This window comes from Cellulomonas sp. Marseille-Q8402 (assembly GCF_965119525.1).
Window position 1 is genome coordinate 497,828 of the sequence record NZ_CBCPLX010000002.1, and the last position, 14,810, is coordinate 512,637.

Below are 14,810 nucleotides of genomic sequence, written 5' to 3' on the forward strand. Positions count from 1 at the left end.
GATCGTGACCGAAGTGACCTCCCTGGCCCCGGTGCTGGTGGCCGTGCCGCTGGCGAGCGCGGCGGTGCTGCTGCTGCTCGGGCGGCGCTCCGACCGATGGGGCCACTGGCTCGGCGTGCTCGCGTCGGCCGCGGCGTTCGTCGTCGGCGCGCTGCTGCTGCTCGAGCTGCTCGGCCGGCCCGCCGAGGACCGCGCCCTGCACGTGCACCTGTTCGACTGGATCTCCGCGGGCCGGTTCGACCTGTCCGCCGGGCTGCTGGTGGACCCGCTCTCGCTGACGTTCGTGCTGCTGGTGACGTTCGTGGGCACGCTCATCCACGTGTACTCCGTCGCGTACATGGCGCACGACGCCGCGCGCCGCCGGTTCTTCGCGTACCTGAACCTGTTCATCGCCGCGATGCTGATCCTGGTGCTGGCGGACTCCTACCTGCTGCTGTTCGTCGGCTGGGAGGGCGTCGGCCTGGCGTCCTACCTGCTGATCGGGTTCTGGAACCACCGCACGCCGTACGCCGTCGCCGCGAAGAAGGCCTTCGTCGCCAACCGCATCGGCGACATCGGCCTGCTGGTCGCGATGATGCTGATGTTCGCGACGTTCGGCGCCGTCGACTTCGGCACCGTCGCCGCGGGGGTCCCGGGTGCGTCCACGGCGACCCTCACCGCCATGGGCCTGATGCTGCTGCTCGCCGCCTGCGGCAAGTCGGCGCAGTTCCCGCTGCAGTCCTGGCTGGGCGACGCGATGGCCGGCCCGACGCCGGTGTCCGCGCTGATCCACGCCGCGACGATGGTCACCGCCGGCGTCTACCTGATCGTGCGGTCCGCGCCGGTGTTCGAGGGCGCGCCCACCGCGCAGCTGGTCGTGACGATCATCGGCGCGATCACGCTGGTCGTCGGGGCCGTCATCGGCTGCGCCAAGGACGACATCAAGAAGGCGCTGGCCGCCTCGACGATGTCGCAGATCGGCTACATGGTGCTCGCCGCCGGACTCGGCCCCGTCGGGTACGCGTTCGCGATCTTCCACCTGGTGACGCACGGCTTCTTCAAGGCCGGCATGTTCCTCGGCGCCGGCTCCGTCATGCACGGGATGGACGACGAGACGGACATGCGCCGCTTCGGGGCCCTGCGGAAGTACATGGTCATCACCTGGGTGACGTTCATGGCGGGCTGGCTGGCGATCCTCGGCGTCCCGCCGTTCTCCGGGTTCTGGAGCAAGGACAAGATCATCGAGTCCGCGTTCGTCGTCCCGGACGTCGGCGGCGAGTGGCGCGCCTGGCTGTTCGGCACGGTCGCGCTCGTCGGCGCGGGCATCACCGCGTTCTACATGTCGCGGATGTTCTTCATGACGTTCCACGGGCAGAAGCGCTGGGCGCGCGACGCCGCGGGCCACGAGCCGCACCCGCACGAGTCGCCCGCGCTGATGACCGTCCCGATGGTCGTGCTCGCGATCGGCTCCGTCGGCCTCGGGTTCGTCCTGCAGCTCGGCGGCGGGTTCACCACCTGGCTCGAGCCGGTCACCGGGCACGTCGAGCACCACGAGCCGGTGCTGTCGGTGCCGGTGATCCAGGGCGCGACCCTGCTGGCCGTCGCCCTCGGCCTGCTCCTGGCGTGGCGGCAGTACGCGTCGCTGCCGGTGCCCGAGGTCGCGCCCGCCGGCTCGCCGCTGACCCGCGCCGCGCGCGTCGACCTGTACCAGGACGCCGTGAACGACGCGGTGCTGGTCGAGCCCGGCCGGCACCTGACCCGCTCGCTCGTCTACGGCGACCGCACCGCGGTCGACGGGGCGTTCACGGGCCTCGGCCGCGTCACGGTCGGGATCGGGGAGCTCGTGCGGAGGCTGCAGACCGGGTTCGCCCGCCAGTACGCCGCCACGATGCTCCTCGGCCTGGTCGTGCTCGCCGTCGTCGTCCTGGCACCTCGGATCTGAGGGGAAGTTGATGAGTTCTCCCGCTCTCGCGACCACGGTGCTGTCCGCCGACGTCCCGTGGCTCACCCTGATGATCGTCTGGCCGCTGGTCGGCGCGGTCGCGCTGTGGGCGCTGCCCGCGGCCGCCCGGCGCTGGTCCCGGCACGTCGCCCTCGGCGTCGCGCTGGTCGAGCTCGGCCTCGGCGTCGCGGCGCTGCTCGCCTTCGACACCGGCGCGGCCGGCGTGCACCAGCTGGCCGAGACGCACGGCTGGATCCCGCAGCTCGGCGTCTCCTACGCGGTGGGGGTCGACGGCGTCGGCCTCGCGCTGGTGCTGCTGTCCGTCGTCCTGGTGCCGGTGGTGGTCCTCGCCGCCTGGCGCGAGCAGGGCAGCGCCGCGCTCCCGACCGACCGGCTGCGGCACTACCTCGCGCTCGTGCTGGTGCTCACGTCGTTCATGGTCGCGGTGTTCGCGGCCCGGGACGTGTTCCTGTTCTACGTGCTGTTCGAGGCGATGCTGATCCCGGTCTACTTCATGATCGGCGCGTTCGGCGGGGCTCAGCGGCGGTACGCCGCCGTGAAGTTCCTGCTGTTCTCGCTCGCGGGCGGCCTGGTCATGCTGGCCGGGGTCATCGGCCTGTACCTGCAGGGACCCGGCGGCGAGCAGGGCTTCCTCACCGAGAACCTCACCGGCCTGTCGATGCCGGCCGGCACGGAGCGCTGGCTGTTCGTCGCGTTCTTCGTGGCGTTCGCCGTCAAGGCCCCGATGTTCCCGGTGCACACCTGGCTGCCCGACGCCGCCGAGCAGGCACCGGCCGGCACGTCCACGCTGCTGGTCGGCGTGCTCGACAAGGTCGGCACCTTCGGGATGCTGACGCTCTGCCTGCCGCTGTTCCCCGACGCCTCCCGCTGGGCGGCGCCGGTGGTGATCGCGCTGGCGCTGGTGTCGATCTTCTACGGCGCGCTGCTGGCCATCGGCCAGCAGGACCTGTTCCGGCTGGTCGCGTACACGTCGGTGTCGCACTTCGGGTTCATCGTGCTCGGCATCTTCGCCTTCACGTCGACCTCGGTCGCCGGCTCGTCGTTCTACATGGTCAACCACGGGCTCTCCACCGGCGGGCTCTTCCTGCTGGTCGGGTTCCTCGCCGCGCGGCGCGGGTCCGCCCGGATCGAGGACTTCGGCGGCCTGCAGAAGGTCACCCCGGTGCTCGCCGGCGTCTTCCTGGTGACCGGGCTGTCCGCGCTGTCGCTGCCCGGGCTGTCCACCTTCGTGTCGGAGTTCCTCGTGCTCGTCGGCACGTTCGGCAGCAACCGGCCCGCCGCGGTGGTCGCCGCGGTCGCGGTCGTGCTCGCCGCGGTCTACGTGCTGTGGACCTACCAGCGCGTGTTCACCGGGCCGGTCCGGGACGACCTCGCCGCCACCCGGGACATCGGCGGGCGCGAGCGCTGGGTGGTCGGGCCGCTGATCGCGCTGATGCTCGTGCTCGGCTTCTACCCGGCGCCCGCCCTGCGGCTGGTCGACGAGCCCGCCGCGCAGACCGTGACCCACGTCGGCGACGACTCGCCCGTGGTCGACATGCCGGTCGCCGAGGACGGCGACCACGAGGGGAGTGACCAGTGAGCGCGTTCACGGTGCCCGACATCGCGTGGGCGCAGCTGTCCCCGGTGCTGATCGTGCTGGGAGCGGCCGTGCTCGGCGTGCTCGTCGAGGCCCTCGTGCCGCGGCGGTTCCGGCGCCCCGTCCAGCTGACCCTGGCGCTGCTCGCGCTGGCCGGGGCCGTCGTCGCCGTCGCGCTCCTCTGGGGCGACGTGGCCGAGACCGGGGGCACCGACGTGCTCGCCGGGTCGCTGCTGGTCGACGGCCCGACGCTGGTGCTCCAGGGCACCATCGCGGTGCTGGCGCTCCTGGCGGTGCTCGTCGTCGCCGACCGCACCGGCGGCGAGGACGCGTTCGCGCCGCAGGGCGCCGCCGTGCCCGGGTCGGGCTACGAGGAGGCCGCGCGCGCCGCCGGCCTGCAGCAGACCGAGGTGTTCCCGCTGGTGCTGTTCGCGACCGGTGGCATGCTGATCTTCCCGGCCACGGGCGACCTGCTGACGCTGTTCGTCGCGCTCGAGGTCCTGTCGCTGCCGCTGTACCTGCTGTCCGGGCTGTCCCGGCGCCGCCGCCTGCTCAGCCAGGAGGCGTCGATGAAGTACTTCCTGCTGGGGTCGTTCGCCTCGGCGCTGCTGCTGTTCGGCATCGCGCTGCTCTACGGGTTCTCCGGCTCCCTGCGGTTCGCGGACATCGCCACCACGATCCGCACCGAGACCGGCATGGACGGGCTGCTGCTCACCGGCAGCCTGCTGGTGCTGGCCGGGCTGCTGTTCAAGGTCGGCGCCGTGCCGTTCCACTCGTGGACCCCCGACGTGTACCAGGGCGCCCCGACGCCGATCACCGGGTTCATGGCCGCCTGCACCAAGGTCGCCGCGTTCGGCGCCCTGCTCCGCGTGCTCTACGGGATGCTCCCCGACCTGCGCTGGGACCTCGAGCCGGTCCTGTGGACGGTGGCGATCGCGACGATGGCGCTCGGCACCGTCGTCGCCCTGGTGCAGACGGACATCAAGCGGGTGCTCGCGTACTCGTCCATCGCGCACGCCGGCTTCGTGCTGACCGGGGTGGTCGCGCTGACGCAGTCCGGCATCACCGCGGTGCTGTTCTACCTGCTCGCGTACGGGGCGGCGACCATCGGCGCGTTCGCGATCGTCACGCTGGTGCGCGAGCGCGGGGCCGTGCGTGCGGCGACGCCGGTGCCGGCGCTCGCGGGCGCCGCAGCCGGCCGTGCCGTCGGAACCGGGAGCGCCGACGGGCCCACGGTCCCCGCGGGGTCCGGCGACGAGGCGCCCGTCGAGGCCGAGGGGCCCGTGCTCGGCGAGGCGACGCACCTGTCGCAGTGGGCCGGCCTGGGCCGCACCAGCCCCGCCCTGGCCACGACGTTCGCGCTGTTCCTGCTCTCGTTCGCGGGCATCCCGCTGACCGCCGGCTTCACCGGGAAGTTCGCGGTGTTCTCCGCCGCCGTGGACGGCGGCGGGTGGCCGCTCGCCGTCGTCGGCGTCCTGGCCTCCGCCGCCGCCGCGTTCTTCTACGTCCGGATCATCGTCCTGATGTTCTTCACCAGCCCGCACGGCGGTCCGCGCGACGACGCCGACGAGGAGACCCGGCCCGCCGCGGTCGTCGTCACGTCGCAGGGGTTCACCCTGGTCGCGATCGGCGCGTGCGCCGTGCTCACCGTCGTGCTGGGCGTGTTCCCCGGGCCCGTCCTCGACGCGATCGCGAGCGTCTCCCAGCTGCTCCCGTGACCCGGCCGGCCGCGCCCCGGTCCCGCACGGGCCGGGCGCGCGGCCGCGTCGGTTCTGCCCCGGCCGGTCCGGCCAGATAGGTTCGACCCGTGACATCCCCGACCGCCCTGCCGCTCGCCGACCCCGTGCTCGCCGAGCGCATCGCGGGACGCCTCGACCTGGTCGAGGACCGTCTGCGCACCGCCGTCGCCTACGCCGACCCGCTCGTGGACGACGCCGCGCACCACCTGTCGAACGCCGGCGGCAAGCGCCTGCGCCCGCTGCTCGCGCTGCTGTCCGCCGAGCTGGGCGACCACCCGGCGAGCGACGACGTGCTGGACGCCGCCGTCGTCGTCGAGCTCACCCACCTCGCGTCGCTCTACCACGACGACGTGATGGACTCCGCGCCGCTGCGCCGCGGGGCACCCGCCGCCCACGAGGTCTGGGGCAACTCCGTCGCCATCCTGGTCGGGGACCTGCTGTTCGCGCGCGCGTCGCTCACCGTGGCCGGGCTCGGCCCCGAGGCCGTCGTCATCCAGGCCGGGACGTTCGAGCGGCTGTGCCTCGGCCAGCTGCACGAGTCCACCGGCCCCGCCGCCGGTGCCGACGCCGTGCAGCACTACCTGCAGGTGCTGGCCGACAAGACCGCCTCGCTCATCGCCACGTCCGCGCGCCTCGGCGCGATGTACGGCGGCTGCGCGCCCGACGTCGTGGAGACCGTCGCCGCGTTCGGCGAGCGCATCGGCGTGGCCTTCCAGCTCGCGGACGACGTGCTCGACCTGACGTCCGACGGCGCCGTCTCCGGCAAGACCCCCGGCACCGACCTGCGCGAGCAGGTGCCGACCATGCCGGTGCTGCTGCTGCGCGAGCGCGCCGCCACCGGCGCCGACCCGGCCGACGCGGCCCTCGTCGCGCGCCTGGACGGCGACCTGTCCGACGACGCCGACCTGGCCGAGGTGGTCGCCGCCCTGCGTGCCCACGACGTGGTCCGGGAGACGCGTGAGCGGGCCGCCGCCCTGGCCCGCGAGGCCGTCGACCTGCTCGCGCCGCTGCCCGACGGGGCGGTCAAGGACTCGTTCGTGTCGTTCGCCGACGCCCTGGTGGACCGGGCCTCCTGAGCATGGGCACGGTCGCCGGCGGCGTGACGTCCTGCGCCACCTGCGGCGCCGCGCTCGAGCCCGGCGCCGTGTTCTGCGGCACCTGCGGTGCGCGCGTCGCCGGGTCGACGCCGCCTCCGCCCGCGCCCGTCGCCACGTCCGACCGGGCCGGCTGGTCGCTCGGCGCGGACGTCGACGACGCGGTCGCCCCGGTGTGGCGGCGCCTCGTCGCGCTGCTGGTGGACCAGCTGCTCGCCGTGGTCGTCGGTGCCGCCGGACTGCTCGCGGTCCTGCCAGCGGTGCGCGACGACGGCTCCGTCGGCGCGCTGCTCGTCCCCGGGCTGCTCCTGCTGCTGCTCGGCGCGGGCCAGTGGCTCGGCGAGGCGTTCGGCGGGCGCACGGTCGGCGGCGCCCTGCTGGGCATCCGCACGCTGTCCGTCCGCACCGGCCGGCCCGCGGGGCTGTGGGCCGTGCTGGTGCGCCAGGTGGTGCAGGCGCTCGGCGCGCTGGTCGGCGGCATCGGGGTCTACGTGGTCGCCGGGTCCGGCGCCTGGGACGAGGGGCCCGAGCAGCGCGGCTGGCACGACAAGGCCGCCGGGACGCTGGTGCTGCGGGCGCGGCCGGTGGCCGACCGGGCGGCGGCTCCGGCGGCGGCTCCGGCGGCGGCCCCGGCCCCGCGCGCCACGGCACCCGTCGCGGAGCCCCGTCCCGGCCCCACGTCCGGCCCGCCCCCGGCTGCTCCGGCAGCGCCCGCGGTCCCCGCGGCGCCGGCGCCCGAGCGCGACGCCCCCGACGGCCTCCCCGACACCACGATCCCGGGTCTCGGCGAGCCTCGAGCACACCCACGTCGGGCGCTGGGCCGCCGGGCCGGAGGCGGCCGGTCCCGCGACCGCCCTCGTGCTGGTGGTCGACACCGGCGACCGCGTGCCGGTGACGGGTGCGGGTCTGATCGGCCGTCGTCCCGTGCCCGGCGACGAGACCTGGGCGCACCTGGTCACCGTCGACGACCCCGAGCAGTCCGTGTCGTCCACGCACCTCGCGTTCTGGCCGGCCGAGGGCGGCCTCGACGTGCTGGACCGCGGCTCGACCAACGGCACCGTGCTGCTCGACCCGGACGGCAAGCCGTGGTCGCTGGCGCCGGGTGCCCCGGCCCGCGTCGCCGCCGGCTGGACGCTGGTCCTCGGCACCCGCCGCGTCCGCGTCGACCTGGCCTGACCGCGCGCACGCCGCCGCGATCACCCGGCCCGGGTGACGCCGCGCCCGCCGCCGGCACGCGACCATGGCGAGGCCGGGACACCCGGTAGGCGCGCCGCCCCGGCGCCGGGGGGACCGGGGTCGGCAGCGCCGCCTCCCCACCCGCGCGCCCGGCGAGCCCACCCCGCGCGGGCGAGCCCGCGAGTGAGCACCCGACACGTCGGGGGTACACCCAGGGGGAGCGCACCCACCGTGTCCCGTACCCACTCGCGGGCCGAGCACGCGCTCGCCCCGTGGTGCTGGGGGCGCCGCTGCGGGCCGCGCTACAGGGTCGGCGGGGTCCAGGCGAGCCTGGACGACCTGGCGGCCCTCGTCGCGCGTCACCGCCTGCGCGCGTCCGGGGACGCCCGGCGTCGGCTTGGCGCCGCCGATCAGCGCGCCCTCGTCGGGGCTGCCCGACAGCACGATGCCCGGCGCCGCGAGGTCGCGGAGCGCCTGCAGCACGGGCTCGTACATCGCGCGGCCGGCGCCGCCGGAGCGTCGGGCCAGCACCAGGTGCAGGCCGACGTCGCCGGCCTGAGCGAGCAGCGGGACCAGCGGCTGCAGCGGGTTGCCGGTCGTGGTGGACACCAGGTCGTAGTCGTCGACCAGCACGTAGACCTCGGCGCCGGACCACCAGGACCGGGACCGCAGCTGCTCGGGAGTCACGTCCGGGCCGGGGAGGCGGCCGCGCAGGTAGTCGGCCAGCCCGGCGATCTCGCCGGTCGCCTGGTCCTGCGTGGTGAAGTACCCGGCCAGGTACTCCTCGGGGATCTCGCCGAGCAGCGACCGCCGGAAGTCGACCGCGAAGATCTGCGCCTGCTGCGGGGTGTGCAGGCGCTGGATCTCGGCGGCCACCCCCCGGAGCAGCGCGGACTTGCCGGAGCCGCCGTCGCCGAACGCGTACAGGTGCGGCTCCTCGGTGACGTCCACGCCGACGGGGGCCAGGTCGGCCTCGTCGATGCCGAGCAGCAGCCGGCGGCCGTCGGCCCGGGCGTCGCCGCGGACCGCCTCGAGCGTGACCTCGTCGGGGAGCAGCCGCAGCTTGGGGCCCGCGGGGCCCTGCCAGGCGGCGTTCACCGTCTCGACCAGGTGCTGCACACCCGCACCGAGCGTGGCGGCCGACGGGTCGGCGTCGACGCGGGGGAGCGCGGTCAGCACGTGGTGCTTCGACACCGCGAGGCCGCGGCCCGGCCGGTCCTTCGGGACGTTGACGGCGACCTTGCGGTCGATCTCGGAGTCCATCGGGTCGCCGAGCCGCAGCTCGAGCCGGGTGCCGAACACGTCCTTCACCTGGGTGCGGAAGTCCATCCAGCGCGCGGCGGAGGCGATCAGGTGCACGCCGAACGTCAGGCCGCGGCCGGCGAGCGCCTGGATGCGCGGCTCCAGCTCGTCGAACTCGGCGCGGATCGTGGACCAGCCGTCGACCAGCAGGAACACGTCGCCGTAGCCGTCGTCGGCGGTGCCCTGCGCGCGGCGGGTGCGGTAGGTCTCGATCGAGTCGATGCCCTGCTGCCGGAAGTACCGCTCCCGGTTGTCGATGATCGACTCGACCTCGGCCACCGTGCGGCGCACGACGTCGGGCTCGGCGCGGGACGCGACGCCCGCCACGTGCGCGAGCGCGGCCAGCGGCGCGAACGTGCCGCCGCCGAAGTCGAGCACGTAGAACTGCACCTCGAGCGGGGTGTGCGTCAGGGCGAGCGCGGTGACCACCGAGCGCAGCACAGTGCTCTTGCCGGTCCGCGGGGCGCCGACCACGGACATGTGGCCCGCCGCGCCGCCCAGCTGCACGGTGAGGTTCTCCCGCCGCTGCTCCAGCGGCCGGTCGACCGTGCCGAGCGGGACGGTGAGGGTGCCGGCGGCGCGCCAGCCGGGGGACACGAGACCGAGGCGCGGGTCCACGACGAGGTCGGGCATGAGCTCGTCGAGCGTGCGGGGCACGACCAGCGGCGGCAGCCACACCTGGTGCGCGGGCGGGCCCTGGCCCTTCATCCGCTGCACGGCGATGTCGAACGTCGCGCGCGTCTCCTCGGGGTCGGCCGCGACGACCTCGGTCGACGCGGGCAGCGCCTCGACGCCGCCGAGCACCGGTGCCGCGGTGAACGACTCCAGCCGGGCCAGCCCCGACCCGGTCGCGGTGCCGCCGTGCGCGCCGCGGCGGCGGGCCTTCGGCGGGCCCGACACGTACGCGGCGCGGAACTGGATCATCGTCGTCGTGTCCGGCTTGAGGTAGCCCATGCCCGGGACGGGCGGCAGCGTGTACGCGTCGGGGACGCCCAGCACGGTGCGGGACTCGGCGGCGGAGAACGTGCGCAGGCCGATCCGGTAGGACAGGTGCGACTCGAGCCCGCGGAGCCGGCCCTCCTCCAGGCGCTGCGAGGACAGCAGCAGGTGCATCTGCAGCGAACGGCCGAGGCGGCCGATGGTGACGAACAGGTCGACGAACTCCGGCTTGGCGGACAGCAGCTCGGAGAACTCGTCGCAGACGATCAGCAGCGCGGGCAGCGGCTCGAGGTCGGTCCGGCCGCCCTTGCGCGCCTTCTCGTAGTCGGCGACGTTGGCGAAGTTGCCCGCGGCGCGCAGCAGCTCCTGGCGGCGGACCATCTCGCCCTGCAGCGCGTCCTGCATGCGGTCGACGAGCGTGAGCTCCTCGCCGAGGTTGGTGATGATCGCGGACACGTGCGGCATGTCCGCCATGCCGGCGAAGGTCGCACCACCCTTGAAGTCGACGAGGACGAAGTTCAGGTCCTCGGAGGAGTGCGTCATCGCCAGCGCGAGCACGAGCGTGCGGAGCACCTCGGACTTGCCGGAGCCGGTGGCGCCGATGATCAGACCGTGCGGGCCCATGCCCTGCTGGGCCGACTCCTTGATGTCGAGCGCGACGGGCTGGCCCTGCGGGGTCACGCCGATCGGGACGCGCAGCCGGTCGCGCGCCAGGCGCGGGCGCCAGGCCACGTCCAGGTCGAGGTCGCGGACGTCACCGACGCCCAGCAGGTCGACCAGCTCGGAGGAGACCTCGTCGTCGGACCGCTCCGGCCCGGACTCGACGTGCAGGGGCAGCAGGCGGCGGGCGGTCGCCTCGGCGTCGGCCACCGACATCTGGTCGCCGTCGACCCGGACGGGGGCGTTGCCCAGCCGCAGCACGTCGACGGGGGCGCGCACCGCGTCCTCGCCCGCGACGGCACCGCCGACGTTCAGCCGCAGCGTGGTCGGCTCGTCGAGCTCGCCCCAGCGGTCGGGCAGCTCCAGCACGGTCACGCCGAGCACGCCGTCGGCGGTGAGGATCGGGTTGCCGACCGGCACCTGGCCGCCGTCGACCACGACCAGCACGTGCGGCAGCGTGGCCTCGGCCGCGTAGCCGAACCGGGGGCGGTCCGTCAGGTCCTCGGGCAGCAGCGACTCGACGTCGGCCAGCGTCGTGCCGATCATCCGGGCCGCGCCGACGGCGTCGCGGGAGCGGGTGGAGTGGGCGTGCGGCAGCCACTTGACCCAGTCCCACTCGGGCAGGGCGGCGTCGCTCGCGAGCACCGCGATCTGCAGGTCCTCCGGGGCGTGGAACGTGGCGAGCTGCGCGACGACGGCGCGCGCCAGCGCGCGGGTCTCTGCCGCGGCGCCGGTCACCTCGATCCGCGCGACCGACCGGACGTCGAACGCCAGCGGCACGCCCTGCTGCACCCGGTGCGTCACCAGGAACCGGTGCGCGGCCGACGCGGCGACCGGGTCGAGCTGCGCGAGCGGCGGGGTCTGCGGCGCCTCGAGGTCCAGGCAGAGCGGCTGCGCGCCGACGCCGACCCGCGCGGTGAGGAAGTCGTCGTGCTGCGACCGGCGCTCCCAGACGCGGGTGCGCTCCTCGGCGACCGCGGGCAGCGCGCGCGGGTCCGGCGAGGACCACTCGGCGGCGCGACGCTGGGCGCCCGCGGCCTGGCGCACGGACGTCCGCAGGTCCGACAGGTACGCGAGGTACTCCCGGCGGGCGCCGACGACGGCCGCCTGGTGCTGCGATCGCTGCCGCCAGCCGTTGACGCCGACGAAGCCCAGCGACGCCAGCAGGAACATCCCCGCCGCGATGTAGCCGCGCGGACCGGGCTGGTTCATCGCCACGAACACGATGGAGCCCACCGAGCCCAGCATCGGGATCGCGTTGGCGAGCATCCCGCTGATGCCGTCCGACGGCTGGATCTCGGGCGGCGGCTGCAGGACGACCTGCCCGCTGGGGACGGCGGGCGGCTCGAGGCGCGTCCCCTGCTGCGGCGCGATCGACATCGTCGGCGCTCGGTCCCTCCTGCTGGGCGGGGGACCCCACGCCCCCCGACGGATCTAGGGCATGAACCTACCTGCCGCGAGGCGGTCGGGTCCGCGGGCGTTCGGCCGGACGGGCGACAGGTCGCGGGCGATGCGGTGATGCCCGGGCGCCGTACCGGCGGTAGCGGGCCCCGGGCGTGTCCGACCGCATAGCATGGCGGGCGCCGCGCCCGGGGCAGGCGGGTCCTCCGCCGACGCCCGACCTCCGTGGCACCGGACGAAGGCAGGAGGTGCGCGTGACGGTCCCCGGGCTCGCCGCGCCTGCCGCCCTGATCCGCGTCGGCGTCCACCTGGGCAGCCGCCGCCTGGACGTCGCGCTCGACGCGTCCCGCACGCTCGCCGAGCTGCTCGCCGCCGCCGGCGTCCCGCTGGTCCCGGGCCTGCTCGTCCTCGACTCGGGCGGCCGGGTCCTCGACCTCGCCGCGCCCGTGGCCGAGCAGGTGGTCGACGGCTCGCTCGTGCACGTGGTGGCACCCGCCCCCCGGCCCCGCGGCCGTGCGGCCCGGGCCCGCGCCGCGTGGGTGGCCCGCCGGCCCGACCCGCAGCCCGGCCTGCTCGGTGCCGCCGCAGCGGTCGCCGCCGTCCTGGCTGCCGTGCTGCTGCTCGACCCGGACCGGCGCGGCTGGCCGGCGCTCGCCGCCGCGCTCGTGCTGGGCGCCGGCGCGGCCGTGCTCGCCGTCTCCCGGGTCGCCGCGTCGTCCGCCGCCACCCTGGTCGGCCCGGTGCTCGGGTTCGCCGCGGGCGTCGCGGCCGTCGACCCCGCCACCGACGCCGACCGGCGGCTCGCGCTGGTCGCCGGGCTGATCACGGCCACCGGCGTGGCGGCCGTGCGGTTCGTCGGCACCCGCGCGCAGCGCCGGGGCCAGGACCTGGCCACGGTGCTCCTGGTCGCGGTCGGCGCCGTCGCCGCGCTCTGCCTGGCGGTGCTGCTGGCCGCGCTGCCCGGGGTCGTCGCGGCGGCCGTGCTGCTCGGGCTGGTGCCGATCGCGCTGCGGGTCCTGCCGGTCTGGGCGCTGACCGTGCCCGACGAGCAGCTGGTCGACCTCGCGCACGTCGCCCGCACCGCACCGTCCGTCCGCGGGCCGCGGCCGCGGGGCCTCGGCCGGGTCAACGAGCGCCAGGTCGTCCGCACCGTCGGATCCGCCGAGCGTCGCACGGACGCCGGCGTGCTGCTGGTCTGCGCGGTCCCGCCGGTGCTGGTGCCGGTCCTGCTCGCGCCCGCGCTCGGCGACACCGTGCGCGGCTGGGGCGGCGTCGTCCTGGTGGCCGCGCTGGTCCTCGTGCTCACCCTGCAGCCGCGGACCGCGCGCGGGCCCGTCGCCCGCTGGGCGCCGCGCGTCGCCGCGTCGCTCGTGCTCGTGGAGCTGGCCGTCGTCGGCGGGCCCTGGCTCGGGCTCGACGCGGCGCTGCTCGCCGTCGCCTGCGTGCTGCTGGCCCTGGTCGCCGCCGCCGTCAGCCTGGCGCTCGGCCGCGGCTGGAGCTCCGTCGTCGCCTCCCGGTTCGGCGACGCGTTCGAGGGCCTGGGCGTCGTGCTCGCCCTCCCCGCGGCGCTGGTCGCCGCCGACATGATCGAGACGCTGCGCCGGATGACCTCGTGACGAGGCCCGGCAGGACCGCGGTGGCAGGATGACGCGCATGACAGGGGGCCCGACGTGGAGCAGACGATGAGCGCCGCGGTGCCGCTGGGCAGCGTCGCCGTCCACGGGTGCGCGAGCTGCCACCGGCCCCTGCGGCCCGATGCGCGGTTCTGCACCGCCTGCGGCACGCCCGTGCAGGGCGACGTCACCGTGCACGTCGTCGAGGGCGCCCAGGGCCGGGCCCGTGCTGACGCCCGCGCCCGCGAGCCGCGCCCGTCCGTGCTGCACCCCGCGTTCGGCGACGCCACCCCGGCCGGCACCGGCCGCCGGGTCGCCGCCTACGCGATCGACGCCGTGGCCGTCGGCGTCGTCGCCGGCGGGCTGTACGCGTGGACCGGGTCGCTGCTGCTCGCCGCGCTGACCGTGCTCGAGCTCGGCATCGGCCTGCTGGTCTGGGAGGCGCACACCGGCCGCACGCTCGGCAACTCGCTGCTCGGCCTGCGGACCGCGCGCGAGGAGACGCCGTACTCCGTCGGTCCCGCCCGGGGGTTCCTCCGCGGGCTCGTGCTCGCCGCCGGGCACGCCGCCGCCGGGCTCGGGCAGTGGCTCGTCGTGGCGTCGACCGCGTTCGACAAGTCCGGCAAGGCGCAGGCGTGGCACGACCGCGTCGGCCGGGCCGTGGTCGTCGACGTGCGCGCGCACGAGCGGGCGGTCGAGGAGGAGCTGGACGCCGCCGACCGGGCCGTGCAGGCGGTGCGGGCCGTGCCGTCCGCGGCGCCGCAGGGCGTCGTGCCGCACGCGGCCGTGCCGCCGCAGCAGGCGGTCCCGCCGCAGGTCGCGCTGCCCACGGGCCGTCGTGCCGCGCGCGCCGCCGAGCAGGCCGCGCCCGCGGCGGTGCAGGCAGTGCCGTCGCAGCCCTTGCAGCCCGCCACGGACGCGCCGGCCTCGACCGGGATCCGCCCGGTCGTCCCCGCCGTCGCGCAGCCCGAGCCCGCCCCGCCGAGCCGGACCACGCACCAGGAGCAGCCCGCCCCGTTCCTCGTCACGCTCGACACCGGCGAGGTCATGACCGTCACCGGCCCCGGCCTGATCGGCCGGATGCCCCGCCCTGCGCCGGGCGAGCGGTGCGACCACGTCATCGTCGTGGACGACCCGGAGCGCTCGGTCTCCCGCACGCACGCGCGGTTCGGGATGGACGGCGGCACGTTCTGGGTGTCGGACGCCGGCTCGGGGAACGGCACCACGCTGCGGCTGCCCGGCGGACGCGTGATCCCCGTGCCGGCGGACCAGCGGGTGCTGGTGCCGTCGGGGTCGACCATCCAGGTGGGGGACCGCGGGGTGCGGATCGACGCGCCGGGGGCGGCGCGGGGCTGACCCCACCGTCGG

General features: G+C 75.8%; 7 protein-coding genes and 1 pseudogene. 7 read left to right on the forward strand and 1 reads right to left on the reverse strand.

Going from position 1 to position 14,810, the window contains the following annotated elements; translation table 11 throughout:
• Positions 1–13 precede the first annotated feature (13 nt).
• The 5 genes from nuoL to ACWPWW_RS13310 all read left to right on the forward strand — a co-directional run bounded on the left by nuoL (position 14) and on the right by ACWPWW_RS13310 (position 7,616).
• Complete coding sequence (gene nuoL, locus ACWPWW_RS13290; RefSeq protein WP_454050845.1) at positions 14–1,921, forward strand: NADH-quinone oxidoreductase subunit L; 1,908 nt, start codon at positions 14–16, stop codon at positions 1,919–1,921.
• Between the two features lie 10 nt (positions 1,922–1,931).
• A complete protein-coding gene (locus ACWPWW_RS13295) occupies positions 1,932–3,521 on the forward strand; it encodes an NADH-quinone oxidoreductase subunit M (RefSeq protein ID WP_454050846.1) in 1,590 nt (529 codons plus the stop codon).
• Positions 3,518–5,236: an NADH-quinone oxidoreductase subunit NuoN gene (nuoN, locus tag ACWPWW_RS13300; RefSeq protein WP_454050847.1), complete on the forward strand. Its 1,719-nt coding sequence runs from the start codon at positions 3,518–3,520 to the stop codon at positions 5,234–5,236. The genes ACWPWW_RS13295 and nuoN overlap by 4 nt, the downstream gene beginning before the upstream one ends.
• An 89-nt stretch (positions 5,237–5,325) precedes the next feature.
• Positions 5,326–6,333 carry a polyprenyl synthetase family protein gene (locus ACWPWW_RS13305; RefSeq protein WP_454051816.1) on the forward strand — a complete coding sequence of 336 codons (1,008 nt, stop codon included), beginning with the start codon at positions 5,326–5,328 and terminating at the stop codon, positions 6,331–6,333.
• Positions 6,334–6,335: 2 nt separating this feature from the next.
• On the forward strand, positions 6,336–7,616 hold the full coding sequence (locus ACWPWW_RS13310) for an RDD family protein (RefSeq protein WP_454051817.1): 1,281 nt from the start codon (positions 6,336–6,338) through the stop codon (positions 7,614–7,616).
• 298 nt (positions 7,617–7,914) lie between these two features.
• Here ACWPWW_RS13310 and eccCa read toward each other — a convergent pair.
• Positions 7,915–11,808, reverse strand: a pseudogene (eccCa, locus tag ACWPWW_RS13315) (type VII secretion protein EccCa); the annotation flags it as partial.
• 275 nt (positions 11,809–12,083) lie between these two features.
• On the opposite strand from eccCa, the gene ACWPWW_RS13320 reads away from it, so the two are divergent.
• Together ACWPWW_RS13320 and ACWPWW_RS13325 are read left to right on the forward strand one after the other, a co-directional pair.
• Positions 12,084–13,445, forward strand: a complete 1,362-nt coding sequence (locus ACWPWW_RS13320) for a hypothetical protein (RefSeq protein ID WP_454050848.1) — start codon at positions 12,084–12,086, stop codon at positions 13,443–13,445.
• 54 nt (positions 13,446–13,499) lie between these two features.
• Entirely contained in the window at positions 13,500–14,798 is a 1,299-nt protein-coding gene (locus ACWPWW_RS13325; RefSeq protein WP_454050849.1) for an RDD family protein, read from the forward strand.
• The last annotated feature ends 12 nt before the right edge of the window (positions 14,799–14,810 follow it).

What these genes read in the sequence shown, in the direction of transcription:
- ACWPWW_RS13310 (WP_454051817.1), top strand. Translation starts at nt 6,336, where the DNA reads ATGGGCACGGTCGCCGGCGGCGTGACGTCCTGCGCCACCTGCGGCGCC.
- ACWPWW_RS13295 (WP_454050846.1), top strand. Translation starts at nt 1,932, where the DNA reads ATGAGTTCTCCCGCTCTCGCGACCACGGTGCTGTCCGCCGACGTCCCG.